The sequence below is a fragment of the Solidesulfovibrio sp. C21 genome (assembly GCF_047785625.1).
Taxonomy (GTDB): domain Bacteria; phylum Desulfobacterota; class Desulfovibrionia; order Desulfovibrionales; family Desulfovibrionaceae; genus Solidesulfovibrio.
In genome coordinates this window covers 1-15,693 of record NZ_JBLODY010000089.1, presented here as the reverse complement: position 1 = coordinate 15,693, position 15,693 = coordinate 1, and the positions used below count along the sequence as shown (strand labels likewise).

The 15,693-nt window shown below is 65.9% G+C and carries 15 protein-coding genes; 3 read left to right on the top strand and 12 right to left on the bottom strand.

All coding sequences use genetic code 11. The annotated features are described in order from the left end of the window. Positions 1 to 321 precede the first annotated feature (321 nt). The 12 genes from ACMZ6R_RS18105 to ACMZ6R_RS18050 form a co-directional block, all read right to left on the bottom strand. Positions 322 to 1,254, bottom strand: coding sequence for a multidrug resistance efflux transporter family protein (locus ACMZ6R_RS18105; protein ID WP_416114091.1), 933 nt, complete (start codon positions 1,252 to 1,254; stop codon positions 322 to 324). 9 nt (positions 1,255 to 1,263) lie between these two features. After that, positions 1,264 to 1,821: an HDIG domain-containing metalloprotein gene (locus ACMZ6R_RS18100; protein WP_416114089.1), complete on the bottom strand. Its 558-nt coding sequence runs from the start codon at positions 1,819 to 1,821 to the stop codon at positions 1,264 to 1,266. Further along, positions 1,818 to 2,078: a hypothetical protein gene (locus ACMZ6R_RS18095; RefSeq protein WP_416114087.1), complete on the bottom strand. Its 261-nt coding sequence runs from the start codon at positions 2,076 to 2,078 to the stop codon at positions 1,818 to 1,820. Before ACMZ6R_RS18095 ends, ACMZ6R_RS18100 begins: the two co-directional genes overlap by 4 nt. An 87-nt stretch (positions 2,079 to 2,165) precedes the next feature. Beyond that, positions 2,166 to 4,268 carry a sensor histidine kinase gene (locus ACMZ6R_RS18090; protein WP_416114085.1) on the bottom strand — a complete coding sequence of 701 codons (2,103 nt, stop codon included), beginning with the start codon at positions 4,266 to 4,268 and terminating at the stop codon, positions 2,166 to 2,168. A gap of 40 nt (positions 4,269 to 4,308) precedes the next feature. Further along, complete coding sequence (locus ACMZ6R_RS18085) at positions 4,309 to 4,500, bottom strand: hypothetical protein (RefSeq protein ID WP_416114083.1); 192 nt, start codon at positions 4,498 to 4,500, stop codon at positions 4,309 to 4,311. Next, the gene (locus ACMZ6R_RS18080) at positions 4,491 to 4,868 is read right to left on the bottom strand and encodes a phage holin family protein (RefSeq protein ID WP_416114081.1); all 378 of its coding nucleotides are present in this window, start codon (positions 4,866 to 4,868) and stop codon (positions 4,491 to 4,493) included. Before ACMZ6R_RS18080 ends, ACMZ6R_RS18085 begins: the two co-directional genes overlap by 10 nt. Position 4,869: 1 nt before the next feature. Then, the gene (locus ACMZ6R_RS18075; protein ID WP_416114079.1) at positions 4,870 to 5,166 is read right to left on the bottom strand and encodes a DUF883 family protein; all 297 of its coding nucleotides are present in this window, start codon (positions 5,164 to 5,166) and stop codon (positions 4,870 to 4,872) included. A 42-nt stretch (positions 5,167 to 5,208) separates the two neighbouring features. After that, a complete protein-coding gene (locus ACMZ6R_RS18070; protein ID WP_416114077.1) occupies positions 5,209 to 7,032 on the bottom strand; it encodes an ATP-binding protein in 1,824 nt (607 codons plus the stop codon). Continuing rightward, a complete protein-coding gene (locus tag ACMZ6R_RS18065; RefSeq protein WP_416114075.1) occupies positions 6,954 to 7,199 on the bottom strand; it encodes a Nif11-like leader peptide family natural product precursor in 246 nt (81 codons plus the stop codon). The genes ACMZ6R_RS18070 and ACMZ6R_RS18065 overlap by 79 nt, the downstream gene beginning before the upstream one ends. Positions 7,200 to 7,399: 200 nt before the next feature. Then, on the bottom strand, positions 7,400 to 7,735 hold the full coding sequence (locus ACMZ6R_RS18060; protein ID WP_416114073.1) for a hypothetical protein: 336 nt from the start codon (positions 7,733 to 7,735) through the stop codon (positions 7,400 to 7,402). A 538-nt stretch (positions 7,736 to 8,273) separates the two neighbouring features. Continuing rightward, positions 8,274 to 9,980 (bottom strand): glutamine--tRNA ligase/YqeY domain fusion protein, encoded by a 1,707-nt coding sequence (locus ACMZ6R_RS18055; RefSeq protein WP_416114071.1) that lies wholly within the window; start codon positions 9,978 to 9,980, stop codon positions 8,274 to 8,276. A 174-nt stretch (positions 9,981 to 10,154) separates the two neighbouring features. Continuing rightward, positions 10,155 to 10,523: an SH3 domain-containing protein gene (locus ACMZ6R_RS18050; protein WP_416114069.1), complete on the bottom strand. Its 369-nt coding sequence runs from the start codon at positions 10,521 to 10,523 to the stop codon at positions 10,155 to 10,157. Between the two features lie 402 nt (positions 10,524 to 10,925). On the opposite strand from ACMZ6R_RS18050, the gene ACMZ6R_RS18045 reads away from it, so the two are divergent. The 3 genes from ACMZ6R_RS18045 to ACMZ6R_RS18035 all read left to right on the top strand — a co-directional run bounded on the left by ACMZ6R_RS18045 (position 10,926) and on the right by ACMZ6R_RS18035 (position 15,526). Then, positions 10,926 to 14,480, top strand: coding sequence for a PAS domain S-box protein (locus tag ACMZ6R_RS18045; RefSeq protein WP_416114067.1), 3,555 nt, complete (start codon positions 10,926 to 10,928; stop codon positions 14,478 to 14,480). A 75-nt stretch (positions 14,481 to 14,555) separates the two neighbouring features. Continuing rightward, positions 14,556 to 14,912 carry a response regulator gene (locus ACMZ6R_RS18040; RefSeq protein ID WP_416114065.1) on the top strand — a complete coding sequence of 119 codons (357 nt, stop codon included), beginning with the start codon at positions 14,556 to 14,558 and terminating at the stop codon, positions 14,910 to 14,912. 23 nt (positions 14,913 to 14,935) lie between these two features. After that, complete coding sequence (locus tag ACMZ6R_RS18035; protein ID WP_416114063.1) at positions 14,936 to 15,526, top strand: chemotaxis protein CheC; 591 nt, start codon at positions 14,936 to 14,938, stop codon at positions 15,524 to 15,526. The last annotated feature ends 167 nt before the right edge of the window (positions 15,527 to 15,693 follow it).

Below are 15,693 nucleotides of genomic sequence, written 5' to 3'. Positions count from 1 at the left end.
CCCCAGAACCCCCCACCCTCCCCAAAAAACTTTTAAAGGGGTTAGGGTAAATTTGACCGCTACGTCTTTAATGCGGCGCTTCGCCGCTGGCGTGGTTGTCGCCGCAATCGTGTCCGGCGTCGAAGGGCGAAAGCCCTTCGTGCCGCCGGGCCAATTGCGGCGACAAATGCCGGACTCCCGCCGCCCGCCATAGTCCCACCCGGCAAAGCGTAAAAGGGGGTCCGGGGGACATCAAGTCCCCCGGCGGAGAGGTGCAGGAGAGGCAGAGCCTCTCCTGCCGGGGCCAGGGCAGCGCCCTGGCCGCCGGAAGCCTTTTACACTTTAAACCTGCCGGCAGACGTAGAGCACCAGCCCGACGACGGCAAGGGTAATGCCGGCCGCGCCAATGGGGCCGGGCCAGGGGCCGGCCAGAAGCAGGGTCTCGCCGAGCAGGGAGAAGACGACTTCCAGGGACTGGGTGGCGTCGGTCGCGGCCAGCTCGTAAGCGGTCCTGGCCCGGCTGCGGGCCCGCAGGAACAGCGAGGTGGCGATGACGCCGGAAAAAAGCGCCACCAGGGCGGTCTGGACGACCTGTCCCTGGGACGGGGCCGGCGGGTGGGTGACCGCGACCAGGATCAGCCAGAAGGGGATCGAGCCGATGGTGAGGAGCAGGGTGGGCGTGCGTCCGGCGTCGAGCGCCGGCTGGTCGATGCGCGGGATGCGCTTGCCGCCGCCGTGGCGGGCTTCCCAGACGAGCTGGTTGCCGAGCGGGTAGGCCAGGGCCGCGACCAGCACGGCGGCCACGCCCCAAAGCCTCCCCAGGTCGGTCGCGCCGCGCGCCTGTTCGAGGTTGACCAGCACGATGCCGCAGAAGATGAGCGCGGTAAAGGCCAGCCCCTTGCGCGGCACCTTGCGCCCAAGGAACGCCAGCACCAGCGGCGTGGCCAGGATGGTGGACTGCCAGGTGGTGGCCACCACCCAGCCCGGGGAAAAGGCGGCGGCCAGGGTGACTCCGGCGTAAAAAACGCCGAAGCCGACCGAGCCGGCCAGGGTCCAGAAGACGGGATTGCGGCCGAAAAGCGTGAAGGCTTCCTTAAGCGCCTTGGGTCCGCCGGAAGCCAGCGTCCAGGCCAGGAGCACGGGCAGCATGAAGGCGTAGCGCAGGCTGGCCGACCAGACCCAGTGCCCGCCCTCCAGGCTCATGGCCCGGTTGAGCACGAAGGTGCTGCTGAAAAACAGGGCGGCCATGGCCCCCAGCGCGATAAGGCGGCCCATGCGGGGCAATCAGGCCAGTCCGGTTTCGGCGGCGACGTCGCTGATGGCGGCGATGGCCAAGGCCAGAAATTCGTCCAGGGGCACGCCGGCCTTGTCACATTCCAGGATGTTGGCCCGGCGCACGTTGGCGGCAAAGGCCTTGTCCTTCATCTTTTTTTTGATGCTCTTGGGCTTCATGCCGATCATCTTGTCCGGCCGCACCAGGGCGGCGGCGGAGATGATGCCGGTGACGGTCTCGGCGGCCCGCAGGGCGAAGTCGAAGGGGGTCTGCGGCGTGACGCCGGTGTGCTCGTCGTTGTGGGCGGCGATGGCGTGCAGGGCCTCGGGGGGAAGCGCGCCTTCGGGCAGCAGTTCGGTCAGGGCCAGGCCGTGGCGCTCGGGAACCTCGGCGGTCTGGGGGTAGTCCAGGTCGTGGAGCAGGCCGGTCAGGCCCCAAAGCTCCGGGTCCTGCCCGAGCCGGGTCGCTATGGCCCGCATGACGACTTCGGTTTCGCGGCCGTGGGCCACCAGTCCGGGATGGGGATTTTGGGCCGCAATGAGCGTCACGGCCGTCGTGCGATCGATCATGAGGGATCCTTTGGAGTTTCGGCGGGGTGCAGGGCGTCGAGGTCGGCCCGGATGTCCTTGGCCACGCGTTCGGCGTAGGCCAGGGCCACCTTTTTGGCGTCCTCGAGGTTGGGTATCTTGTCCTTGAGCGAACGTTTGCCGACCTGGATCTTCCAGCCCGGCGCGCCCATGCGCTCATGGATGACGGCCACGAGCAGGGCCTTGCCAAGGTTGATGTAGTGCGTGCTGTCGTCGTGCCTAGTCCATTCGGCCGTCATAACGCCTCCTGGGGGGACATCCGCCCCGCGACAATCCCTATCATTTTGCCGGCCGGCGGCAAAGGGCGCGCGAGCGGCAATATTCGATCATTGGGGAAAGCGCAGGGTGAAGGCCGCACCGTCGTGGTTGCGGACGTCGAGGCTCCCGCCAAGCTGCCGGGTCAGGTTGGCGATAAGCTGCATGCCGAGGGTGGCGCCGCCATCCGGGTCAAAGCCCTTGGGGAGGCCGGGGCCGTCATCGCTGACCACGATGACCACGTCTTTTTCTTCTTCGCGCAGCTCCACGCGCAGCAGTCCGGTCCCGCGCCCGGCAAAGGCGTGCTTGTAGGCGTTGGTGAAAAGCTCGTTGAGGACGAGCCCGGCCGGCACGGCTTTTTCGATGGGCACGTCGACCGGATCGAGACGGCAATCGAAGGACAGGCGGGGCGTTTTTTGGGCATGGCCGAAAAGACGCGGCAACAGTTCCCGGATGTAGTCGTCGAGGCGGATGCGCGACAGGCTGGTCGCGCGGTAGAGTTCCTCGTGGACAAGGGCCATGGAGGCGATGCGGTTGCGGCTTTCGCGGAAGCTTTCCAGCGCCGCCGGATCTTGAACCTGCTCTTCCTGGAGGTAGAGCAGGCCGGAAATGATCTGGAGGTTGTTTTTGACCCGGTGGTGGATTTCCTTGAGCAAGGTGTCCTTTTCGGCCAGGGACTCGCGCAGTTCGTTTTCGGCCTGTATGCGCGCGGTGACGTCCTTGTCCACGCCCCGGTACCCCCTGAACGCGCCGGATTCGTCGCGCCAGGGAACGCCGCTCGTGCTGATGGAGCGCCGCCGGCCATCCTTGGCCACGCGCCAGTGGATGCACTCGCGCACGGGTTCGTCCGCGTCTCTGGCCGCCTCGAAGACCGGCCGGACACGACCCGCTTCGCCCGGAGCCAGGAAGTCGAAAAAGGATTTGCCGAGAAGCGCCTCGGGGTCGTAGCCCATGGATTGGCGCACCTTGGCGCTGACGTAGACGTAGCGGGCGTCGGCGTCGGTCTCCCATATCCAGTCGTCCATGCTGGCGGCGATATGGGCCATGCGTTCCTGGTTGCGGCGCAGGGCGGCCAGGGCGTTTTCGCGGGCCGTCTCCTGCCGGGCGAGCAGTTCCGTCATGGCGTCCAGGGTCTTGGCCACCTTGCCGATGCCGCTCTCGCCGTAGGGCAGGCCCGTGCGGGCGGTCAGGTCGCCCCGGCCGACGCGGTCGGCGGTGGCGGCGACCCGGTCGAGCCGCCGGGCAATGACCGCGCCGCCGAAGAACCAGGCCACGCCGAGGGCCAGGATGGCGGCGGCGGCCAGAAAAAGCAGATTCGTGGCCAGGGCCTTTCTGGCCGGGGCCAGAACCACGGCTTCGGGCACTCCCACCACGAAAGTCATGTACGGCGCCTGGCTCCGAGCCAGGGAAAGCTTCTGGTAGGCCAGAAAACGCTGGCGTCCGTCGGAACCGGACTGCAGAAAGGCGCCGTCCTCGCCGCCCTTGGAGACTGCTTCCCATACCGCCGCCTTGACCGGTTGGCCCAGGGGGTTGGTCTCGGTCTTGGGCCGGTAGTAAAGCCGCACGCCTTTGTTGTCGGTGATGCCGAACATCGATCCCGGCGGCAGGAGCAGCTTGTCGAAGGCCGTGTCATAGCTGGCGAGCTTGACCGCGGCGATGAGCACGCCGGCCGTGTTGCCGGCGGCGTCGCGGAAGGGCAGGGCAAAGGGGAAGGCGGGGTCGAAGCCCGTGCGGCTGACGATGTATTCGCCGGCGGAAAAATCGCCCGTGGTCATGGCGTCGCGGAAGTGCTTGCGGTCGGCCAGGTTGACCCGGCCGTAGGGCAGGCCCGAGGCGACGATGTCGCCTTGTCGGTTGGTGACAAGAATATTGATGTAGATGGGGTTTTTTTGCAGCAGGGAGGCGAAAAGCGCATTGCAGGCCGTCGTGTCCAGGTGGCGCACTTCGGGCATGGCGGCCAGGGTGGTGAGGAGCAGCCGGGTGCTGTCGGTGATGCGGGCCTGGACCTGGGCGAAGGTGGCGGCCGAGCGCCGCGCCTCCATGGTGGCGTCGTCGACCAAGTGGCGTCGCTGCATGATGCCGTCGTAGACCTGCAAGGCCAGCGCTGGCAGCACGGCCAGAAGCGCCAGCAAGACGAGTCCTCCCCGGATGGAGAGTGTCCAGCGGATTTTCACATGCCGTCTCCCGCGCCGCCCGCAGGCAGGGTTCGCCGTGTCAGCGCCTGCCCAGAAAGGACAACAGGCGGCGGGCCAGGGTCAGCCCCACTGTCAGGTCGGCCATGCCGTGGCGCAGGGATGCCCGGGCCATTCCCCACTCCAGGCCCAAAAGCCGCCGGTTGATGTCGCTGCGAAGGGCCAGTCGTTTTTTCTCGGCCTCGAGCCCGCGCAATTGTCCGTCTAGAAACATTCCCGATCCTTTCGCAGCTCGGCGGCGGTCTGGGAAAAGACCCGGGGCAGCCGGGCCAGCCGGCGTCGCAGGCGCCAAAAGGCTCCCGCCCCCGCGACCAGACAGACGACGGCCACGCCCGCGGCCACTCCCGCCCGCCACGGCGGCGGTACGGCCAGCAGCACGGCCACGCCGGCCAGCCCCAGCCCCACGACCAGAAACGCCGCGCCCGCGCAGGCCAGAATCAGGCATTGGGCCAGACGTACCTTGGCCGCCCTGGCCTCCAGTCCCAGGAGTTCCAGCCGGTCGGCCAGGATCTCCAGGCAGATGCCGAACAGCCGGCCGCCGGCGGCCAGGGCTTCGTCAAGCGGGCCGAGCCCGGAGGCCACGCTACTTCCTGCTCATGAACCAGCCGAGAAACAGCCCCAGCAGAAAGGAGCCGCCCACGACGTGGTAGGGTTTGTCGCGCACCATCCGGTCCGCCGTGGCCACGGTTTCGTCGAAGAGCCCCTCGATGTCGGCGTATTTGTCCTTGGCGGCTTCGAGGCGCTCCTCAAGGCGTTGCCGGACCTTTTGGATGTGCTCGTCGGCCTCGCCGGCCGTGGCGTCGAGCAGGGCGCCGGCATGGCGCACGATCTCCCGCAGTTCCTCGGAAGCCTGGTCGGCATAGGCGGTTTTCCTCGGCATGGTGTTCCTCCTGGCAACAGGCTTTGTCCACTATTCTCCACGCTAGTCCGTAATGGGCGTCCTTGTCCATGTCCGGGCTTCGTCGTCTGTGGAGGCATCCGTGTCCCGGGGCGGCGTCCCGACCTCCAGAGGGAGGAAGAAATAAAACGCGCTGCCTTTTTCCGGCTCGCCGCGAAGGACGATGCGGCCGCCCATGCCCTTGGTGAGCAAGGCGCACAGCGCCAGCCCCAGCCCGGCCCCGCCCTGGCCCCGGGTGGCCGAGGCGTCGAGCAGGGTGAAGGGGGTGAAAACGGCCTGCCGTTTTTCCGGCGGAATGCCCACGCCGGTATCGATGATGCCAAAGCGCAACACGTCGCGGTCCGCGTCCTCCGTGGACCGGGCCAGTTCCAGGCGGACCCTGCCCCTGGCCGTGAACTTGACGGCGTTGTCGAGGAGATGGTCGAGCACCTGCCGGATTTTTTCGGGATCGCCGTAGGCTTCGGCCGGCACGTCCGGGTCGACGGACACGGTAAAGGCCAGTCCCTTGGCCACGGCCCGGGGGGCGCAGGCTTCGGCGGCCTGCCGGGCCAGGGCGGTCGGGTCGTAAGGCCTGGTTCGCAATGGCAGGGTCCCGGCGTCGAGACGCGAAATGGTCAGGACATCCTCGAGCTGGGCCAGGAGCGATTCGGCGGCCTGTTCGAGGGCGGCCAGGAATGCGGGCTGGCGGCCGGTAAGCCCGCTGTCGCGCAGCACGTCCACCATGCCGAGGATGGTGTTCATGGGCGTGCGGACCTCGTGGCTCATGACGGACAGAAACCGCGTCTTGGCCTGACTCGCCGCTTCGGCCGCCTCCTTGGCCAGGCGCAGTTCGCGCTCCATGGCCTTGCGCTCGGAGATGTCCATCATGACGGCAAGCAGGCAGGGCTCGCCGTAGGCGTCGAGGGGGATGCAGGAAAGCAGGCCGGTGGCCTTGCGTCCGTCCTTGAACCGCACCCGCAACTCCATGTTGCGCACGATGCCCTTGCGTTTGATGGTTCTGGCCACCCGTTCCCGGTCTTTCGGGTCCAGCCAGATGTCCAGGCCGCTGTTGCTGCGGCCGATGACGTCCTCCCGGGTGTAGCCGGTCATGTCGGTAAAGGTCTTGTTGACGTCGATGTAGCGCGCGTCCGCCTGGGTGGTGATGGCGATGACGGCGGGGGTGAGGTGGAAGATCTTGTCCAGCCGTTCGCGACTTTCCCGCAACAGCTTCCCGGCTTCGAGTTCCTCGGTCACGTCCCTGGCGTAGATGGCCAGGCGGACCGGGGCGTCGGCCACGCCCGGCAGGCGGTACAGGACGTTGTCGTAGGTGCGCCCGCTGCGGATATCCCGGAAGCGGACGGTGCGGCCCGTGGTCATGGCCTCCGTGTAATGCTGCCGGCGGGCGGCGGCGACGGCGGGTTCGGTCAGGTCCAGGATATTGCGGCCGGGCATGGAGGCGACGTCGCGGTCGAACCGCACCGCCGCGGTGCGGTTGGCCGTGAGCACCCGGAAATCCTGGTCAAGGACCAGGATGGCGTCGCTCGTTGCGTCGAAGACCGTTTCGAGCAGGTCGTGCTGGGCGCGCAGGGCCCGTTCGGCTTCTTCGCGGCGGAGGGTCTCGGCCCGCAGACGGCGGTTGCGCCACAAGGCCAGGACCAGGGCCGTGACAAGGGCCAGGGCGAACAAGATGTCGACTGTGACGGCATGGGAAAGGTCGGTCGCGGCCGAGGCCGTGGCCGGGAGGCCGAGCAGGGCGGCCGACAGCAGCCCGGCCCGGCCCGATAGCGCGGCTACATGAAGGCGTAGGCGCTGTGGCCGTGCTGGCGGCGCACCCGCTCGATCGCGGCCGTTCGGTCGTCGCAGGCGCACCCGCCGGGACTGGTGGCGCAGACGAGCTCGGCCGGCGAAAAGTGGTAGCCGTTGACGATGACGAAGCGGCGGCGCTCCCATTTGTTTTTGCATTCTCCAAGAGCCCAGCGAAAATTCTGGTCCTCGCGGAGCCGGTTGACGAATTCCTCGGCGCTTTGCAGTGACATGGCTGCCCCTCCCTGAGCATATGCCCGGGGAAAGCAAAGGCCATGCCAACACATTTCATGAAATTCCATGAAACGATTATATCATATTGATATATTAAACAATAATTGAAAAATCGCTCTCGCCGCAGTCGCCCCGCCCCGTTTCACCAACGCAAACAGCCGCGCGCCTGGCGTCTGTGTTTGTCAAACGCGGATCGGGCTCACTTCGGGTAGTTCGTATTGCAGTATTTCGCGCACCAGTTGTTGGCCATCATCACCGTGGGCACGCAGCCGTCGAACTCGTTGGGCACGTAAAGCCGGTTGTAGACGTCCTGGCAGGCCTTGACGCAGGCTTCCCGGGAGGCGTGTTTGACCGAGAGCACGTTCGTGTCGAAATCGTTGCAGATGGAAATGGTGTCGCAGGAGGCGCGCCGGCCGATGGAGGTGTAGCAAAAGCCCCGGAATTCGGAGTCGGTCAGGGGCCGCGAGATGCTGCAGGCGGCAAGCCCGATGGTGAGGGCGAGTGTGGCCAGTATGAGTGCCAAAGGTCTTTTCATGGGTTCCTTCCTTTTCGGAGCCCTGCGTCGGATTGTCCAAGTCCTGGTCGCGGACCCCGCCTGTCGGCACGGTATACTGTTTGACCGCAAGTTGGGAAGGGGGGGCGGCCCGGTTGCGGCGGGAAAGGGCCGGGTACAAAACCTTGTACCGGCTGTCCCGGGATTGGCTGACCCGGTCAAGGATTCTGTACCCGAAACGGCTGCCGCGGTCTGGGATTTCCCCTTCACTGCGTCTGTCAATGCTTTGTTATTCCGTGATAAATTTTTTATTTTGAAGAAACGGGCGGGTTGGCCCCATCCTTGCTTATTAAAAAATATCCTTCCTTCAAGAACGCAAATTTAGAAAAAGGACTTCCGGGATGGCGACCCGAAAGTCCTTTTTCGTTTGTGGTCGCTTTCCTGACGCCGCGAGGGCCTGTGCCCGCTACCGGCCGGTCGGGGCGAAAAAAAAGGGCGGCCGGCCGCGCGGTCGGGAAATCCCGGACACGCGCGGCCAGCCGCCCCGTCGCCCGAAGGCGTACAATTCCTTTGACCGCGTCTACCGGCCGGCCGCCTTGGCCCAGGAATCCCGCAAGGCCACCGACCGGTTGAAGACCGGTTTTTGCGGCGTGCCGTCCTTGTCGGCGCAAAAATAGCCCAACCGCTCGAACTGCACGTTCTCCCCGGCCGCTACGTCGGCCAGCGCCGGCTCGATCAGGGCGTCCGCGATCACGTCCAGGGACTCGGGATTGAGCCAGTCCTTGAAGTCGCCCTTGCCCTCGGACGGATTTTCCTTGGTGAACAGGCGGTCGTAGAGGCGCACCTCGGCCGGTTTGGCGTGGGCGGCGGACACCCAGTGGAGCGTGCCCTTGACCTTGCGCCCGTCGTTGGACCAGCCGCCGCGCGTGGCCGGATCGTAGGCGCAGCGCAATTCGACGACCTCGCCCGTGGCCGGGTCCTTTATGACGCCGGTGCAGGTGACGTAGTAGGCGTAGCGCAGCCGCACCTCGGCTCCGGGGGCCAGACGGAACCATTTCCTGGCCGGGGTCTCCATGAAGTCGTCGCGCTCGACGTAGATTTCCCGGGAAAAAGGCACCGGCCGCGATCCCTGGGACGGGTCCTCGGGGTGGTAGGGGCAGTCGAAGGTTTCCACCTGTCCCTCGGGGTAGTTCTCGATGACGACCCGAAGCGGGCGCAGCACGGCCATGACCCGTTTGGCCCGGCGGTTTAGGTCCTCGCGCAGGCAGTGCTCCAACAGGGCCATGTCCACCATGTTGTCGGCCTTGGAGATGCCGATGCGCTCGCAGAAGTCGCGGATGGCCTCCGGGGTGTAGCCCCGGCGGCGGAGGCCGCTTAGGGTCGGCAGGCGGGGGTCGTCCCAGCCGGTCACGTGCTTTTCCGTCACCAGCTGGATGAGCTTGCGCTTGCTTAAGACCGTATAGGAAAGGTTTAAGCGCGCGAATTCGATCTGCCGGGGATGCTGGGGCACGGGCAGGTTGTCGAGCACCCAGTCGTAGAGCGGCCGGTTGTTCTCGAATTCCAGCGAGCACAGGGAATGGGTCACCCCCTCCAGCGCATCGGAAATGCAGTGGGTGTAGTCGTACATCGGGTAGATGCACCACGTGTCGCCGGTGCGGTGGTGCGTGACGTGCTTGATGCGGTAGAGCACCGGGTCGCGCAGGACCACGTTGGGGCTTTGCATGTCGATCTTGGCCCGCAGCACCTTGGCCCCGTCCGGAAACTCGCCGGCGCGCATGCGGCGGAAAATATCGAGGTTTTCCCCGGGGGTGCGGCCACGGTACGGGCTGTCCTTGCCCGGTTCGGTCAGCGTGCCCCGGTAGGCCCGCATCTCCTCCTGGGACAGGTCGTCGACATAGGCCAGGCCCTTTTCGATCAGCATCTCGGCAAAGGCGTAAAGCCTGTCGAAATAGTTCGAGGCGTAAAAGAGCCTGTCTTCCCAGTCGAAGCCCAGCCAGTGCACGTCCTCTTTGATCGCGTCGACGTATTCCACCTCTTCCTTGGCCGGGTTGGTGTCGTCGAAGCGCAGGTTGCACTGGCCGGAAAATTCCTTGGCCAGGCCGAAATTGAGGCAGATGGACTTGGCGTGGCCGATGTGCAGGTAGCCGTTGGGCTCCGGCGGGAAGCGGGTATGGACGCGACCGGCCCATTTGCCGGTGCGCATGTCCTCGTCGATGATCTGGCGGATGAAATCCCGGGCCGGGGCGGCCCCGGCGGCGTCCTTGGCTTCCGCGTCGCGTGCGGTCATGGCTGTGCCTCGTTGCTTTGATAAGGAATGCGGCGGCCGGCGCGGCCGCAAGAAGCGTGAAAAATAGGGCAAAAGCCGGAGGCGGTCAAATGGGGCGGGCGACGCTGCCGGCGCCCGGGAAAGGGCCAGCGAGCCTGGCCGGAATTTCCCGGGCGCGACGGAAGAGGTGGAATATTAGAAGAGGATGTTGTTGGTGTTGACCCAGCCGTACATGCTGCGGCTCGGCACATGGACCAGGGCCCAGCCCTCGCGGTCGTTGACCAGGATGTCGACCTGGGTGCCGAGGGGCATTTTGGCCAGGATGCCGCAATACAGCCCTTCACAGTTGCGAAGCGGCAGGTCGGGCATGCCGGCCCAGGCCGTGGCTTGCGGGGTCAGGGTCCAGGCCTCGGCCAGTATGGCCTGCTGCTGCGAACTCATGCCCATGGGCGGCGTCGCTGCGGCCTGCTGCATTCCCTGGGCCTGGGCCATGGTGGCAAAGGCAAAGATCAAGCCGGAAAAAAGTGCGAGGGCAAACATTTGGAAGACGAGATTGGTCTTCATGCTAAAAGCCTCCTGCCTGTTTCGCCGCGCCGGTCGGCCGGCTGGCGCGCCGCTGATCCGGGCGCGGCCGTGGTGGTATCCCGCGTCTCCTCACGAAAGGAGCCCACAATATTGCCACCATACCCCCTTATTTGGGGCCGTCAACGCCGCCTTTGAGGCGCTTTTCGGCGTGGAGGCGGACTTCAGCGGAGCGATGCGGGCGGGGCGGTGTCCGTCGTGTATTGTCCCGAAGGGAAATGGATCAGTGATTGTATAGGCTGTTAATCCACTTAAATAACATAAATTATCAATAGTTCCAACGAACAAGGAGAAAGAGCGGAAAAGGAAAAAAAGCGTCTTTACACGTAATATGGTTACGTGTTTGTATGCGTTCCCGCGAGGGGGACGCCCCTTGACGACATTATGAAACAATCCGGATTCGCCACCGCTTTTGGCCGCAGACTGCGCCATTTGCGCCGGTTGGCCGGCCTGACCCAGGCCGCGCTGGCCGGACGGTCCGGCGTTTCCCTGGAACATCTCAACAAGATAGAACGCGGCGCGGCCGCGCCATCGCTTGCCGCCGTCGAGTCCCTGCAGCGGGCCTTGGGCGTGGAGCCGGCCTCTTTGTTTCTTTTTCCCGGGGAAGGCCCAGCCGAGGCGGAAGTCCGCCCCTGCGCCGGTTCTTCGTCCCCCCCCGGCATCTTCACCTGGCGTCCGGACACGGGGCTGATCCGGGCCGCGCCGTCCCTGCGCCGGCTGCTCGGTCAGACCGGGCACGCGCGCCAGGAGCCGCCGGCCGTTTTTTTCGAAGCCTTGTTTCCCCTGGACGTCGAGGAAACTCTGGCCGCGTTTGCCGCCCTGGAAAAGTCCGGCGACCGCCAGACGCTTGCGCCGCGTTTTCGCCGGCGCGACGGCGAAATGCGCCAGGGCACGCTGACCCTCGAACTTTTCGCCGAGGAGCGGGGCGGCAGGCGGGCCGGCATCGGGGTGGTGGCCGACAATTCCGAAACGCTGCGGTTGCGGCGGCTGGTGCGCGGCGAGGCGGCCCTGATCGATCGCCGGGTGCGGGAGCGCACCGCCCGCCTGGAGCGCACGGTGGAGCGGTTGCGCCGGGAGAAGGCCGAAGCGGAGGCGCGGGAGCGCCGCTACCGGGGCAGCTTCCAAAACGCCCCCCTGGGCATGTTTCACTCCACGCCGGAAGGCAGCTATCTGGACGCCAACCAGGCGCTGGCCACGCTTTACGGCTATGACAGCCCCGAGAGCCTGCGCCGCCGGGTCAGGGATATCGCCCGGCAGGTGTACGGCAACGCGGCGCAGCGGGAGGACATGGCCCGGCTGCTGGCCGAACAGGGGTATGTCAGCGGGTTCGAGGCCAGCGTGCGCCGCCGCGACGGAACGCTGGTGCCCACCCGGCGCGACGTGCGGGCCGTGACCGACGCCGACGGCGGGCTTCTCTATTACGAAGGCTTCGTTCAGGACGTCACGGACCTGGACAATGCCGGACAGTACCTGCGCCGTTACGTCCGCATCATCGCCGCCTCGTCGGACATGGTGGCGCTTATCGACCCGAACGGTCGGTACCTGTTCGTCAACGACGCCTATGTCGCGGCGTTTGGCCACAAGCGCGAAGACATCATCGGCCGTCGGATCGGGGATTTCCTGGGGCATGAGTTCTACGAGGCGAAGGTCGCGCCGCAACTGGCCAAGTGCCTGGCCGGCACGCCGGTCATGTACGAGGTTTGGACCGAGCTGCCGGCCCTGGGACGGCGCTTCCTCAGCCTGCATTTCGCCCCCTGGCTGGAGGAGGCGGGCAAGCCCTGCGTGGTGGTCAGCGTGAGGGACATGACCGAGACCCGGCTGGCGGTGGAGGAATTGCGCGAAAGCGAAAAGACCACCTCCATCCTCTATCGCGTTTCCAACGCTGTTGCTTCGGAAGAGGACATGCAGGTCCTTTTTCGCACCATCCACGGCATACTCGGCGAGGTCATCGACGCCAGGGAATTTTTCATCAGTCTGGTCGACCAGAAGCATGACCGTCTGGAATACGTGTACCACGTCAGCGCCGTCGATCCGCCTCCGCCTCCGCTGGAACAGCTCAAAAGCCTGGTCACCCCACTGACCCGCGACAATTTCAACGAGTTCAAGGGGGTGGACGCGCGCATCGAGGTGATGCGCACGGCCCATCCCCTGCGCGTCACCCGCCGGGGCATGCGTCTCTCCGGCATCGTCTGTTCGCCGCGCACCCCGGCGGTCTGGCTCGGGGTGCCCATCCGGGTGCGCCAGGAAGTGCTCGGGGTCATGGCCGTCATGCATTATTCCGATGCGACGCGTTATGGCCGCAAGGAGGCCGAGCTGCTGTTGTCCGTGGCCGAGCAGCTGGCCCTTGGCGTGGAGCGTCGCCGCACCCTCGACGCGTTGTGCGCCGCCAAGGAGGACGCCGACCGGGCCAACGAGGCCAAGAGTCGGTTTCTGGCCAGCATGAGCCATGAAATCCGCACGCCTATGAACGCGATCATGGGACTTACGGAAGTGACGCTGCGCACGCAGCTTTCGAGCGAACAGCGCGACTACATCGACACGGTGCGCGACGCGGCCTGCCATCTGCTCGACATCCTCAACGACATCCTGGATTTTTCCAAGATCGAGGCCTGCCAGATGACCGTGGACGTGGTGGACTACGATCTGCACGATCTGTTGCGCCGGGTCGTCAAGACCCTTGGCGGCGCGGCCCGGGACAAGGGCCTGTGGCTCACCCTGGACATCGACGTCGGCGTGCCGCGAAACGTGCGCGGCGATCCGGGCAAGGTCCGGCAGGTGCTCGTCAATCTCATCGGCAACGCCGTGAAATTCACCGAGACCGGGGGCGTGACGGTCCGGGCCGCCCTGACGATGCCCGATGGCGGCGGCGAGCAGGCCGGCGCGGTGCCGCTTTTGCGCCTGGAAGTGGCCGACACGGGCATCGGCATTCCGGCCGAAATGTGCGAGGCCGTTTTCGAGAGCTTTCGGCAGGCCGACAATTCCACGGCCCGCCGATTCGGCGGCACGGGGCTGGGCCTGGCCATCAGCCGGGAGCTGGCCCGCCTCATGGGCGGCGATATCCGCGTGCGCTCGACGCCGGGCTCCGGCAGCCTGTTCACCTTCACCACCGCCTTCCTGCCCGGTGAGGTCCGCCCCGACGCCGCGCGCCCCTCCGAAAGCGACATCGCCACGTCCCGCCGGCCCTTGCGGGTGTTGGTGGCCGAGGACAACCCGGTCAACATCAAGCTCATGTCCATCCACCTCAAAAAGCTCGGGCACGAGGCCGTGGTGGCCACCTCCGGCGAAGCGGCGCTGTCGCTTTTATCCGCCGGGCGCTTCGATATGGTGCTCATGGATGTCGAGATGCCGTCCATGGACGGCCTGACCGCCGCCAGGGCCATCAGGGCCGGCGGGACCGCCACGGAGCCCATCGCCCAGAAAAACATCCCCATCATCGCGGTGACGGCCCATGTCACATCCGAGGCGCGGCAAGCCTGCGCGGCGGCCGGCATGGACGATTATGTGGGCAAGCCCGTCAATCTGGATGAGCTGGCCCATACCATCGACCGTCTGGCGGCCCGGAGTGGCCCGCCGGACAGGGACCTGGCCGCGGGCCGGGTCCCCGACGGACCGCGGGGCGTGTTGGACGTGGAGTGGGCCTTGCGGCGCCTGGGCATCGATCGGGAATTGTTCATCGCGATCCTGGACACCTCCCTGGGCGAGTTTCACAGTCGCCTGGAAGCGGCCGGCAGGGCCCTGGCCGATGGCGACAGGGACGGGTTGCGGCTGCACGCCCATACCCTCAAGTCCATCGCCGGCACCATGGGCGCGGGCGAATGCCTGGGGCTGACCGTAACCCTGGAACAGACAGCCCTGGCGGCGGCGCCGCAGGCGCTTGCCGATCTGTTGGCGCGGCTCGGCCGGGCGCTCGAGGCCGTGGTCGCGGCCAGTCGGCCTTGACGCCGCCAGACGCAGGTGAGATTACAAAAAACCTGTCAAGCAGCAGCCCCCAGGGGCTGGCATGGGAAGCCACAAATGCCGACATTGCTTATTGCCGATGACTCCATGTTCCAGCGTTTTCAGGCGGCCAAGGTCGCCCGGGAGGCCGGATTCGACGTGCTTGAGGCCAAGGACGGGGCGGAATGCCTGCGCCTGGCCCACGAGCACCGGCCCCAGGCGCTGTTGCTCGACCTCAACATGCCCGACCCCGGCGGTCTGGCCGTCATGGAAATCCTGGCGCGCGAGCTGCCGGACATCGTCGTCGCCGTGGTCACGGCGGACATTCAGGAAACCACGCGGAGCCGCTGTCTGGAGCTGGGGGCCAAGTGCTTTCTCAACAAGCCCCTGGATGCCGCGGACCTGACGCGCGCGCTCGGCTCCTTGCTCAAATGACGCCGCAACGGCGCCGGACGACCATGCCCCTTTCCCCTTTGCAACTCGATATTTTGCAGGAACTCATCAACATCGGTGTTGGGCGTGCCGCCGGCATGCTCAACCAGATGGTCAACACCCACATTCAGTTGCAGGTGCCGGTGCTCAAGGTGCTTTCCGCCGCCGAGCTGGCCGCCATGTACGCCGACCGGAAAAACACCCTTTTTTCCGCGGTGCAGCTGCATTTTTCCGGTGGATTCGCCGGCATAAGCGCCCTGATCTTTCCGCCGGAATCCGCCTCCAAGCTGGTGGCCGTGGTGCTCGGCAAGGAGGGCGTGGGCTGCGACGAGGCCATGCGTTGCGGCACGCTCCAGGAAGTGGGCAACATCGTTTTAAACGGCGTCATGGGCTCCATCGCCAACATCCTCAAGGAGCCGTTGCGCTTCGCCCCGCCGGATTTCGTCGAGGCCGACATTGCCGACATCATCGGCGAAAAATCGAGCATGATCCTCGTGGCCCGCACCCAGTTCAGCATCAAGGACCACCTCATCGAGGGCGAGGTCCTGATCATCTTCAGCCTGTCCTCGTTCGACACCCTGCTCGCCGCCATCGATTCCCTGGCCGGTACGGACTGAGGGCAGGGACGGGGGGGAGGATGCGAGAGGGGGACCCTTTTTGAAAAAAGGGTCCCCCTCTCGCGCTCTCCCCTCCCCAAAACTTTTAACGGTGACAGGTGTGGTGACGATAACACCCTATACTCGTTAAAAGTCTTTAGGAGGGGGGCCTGGGGGGAACCCTTTCT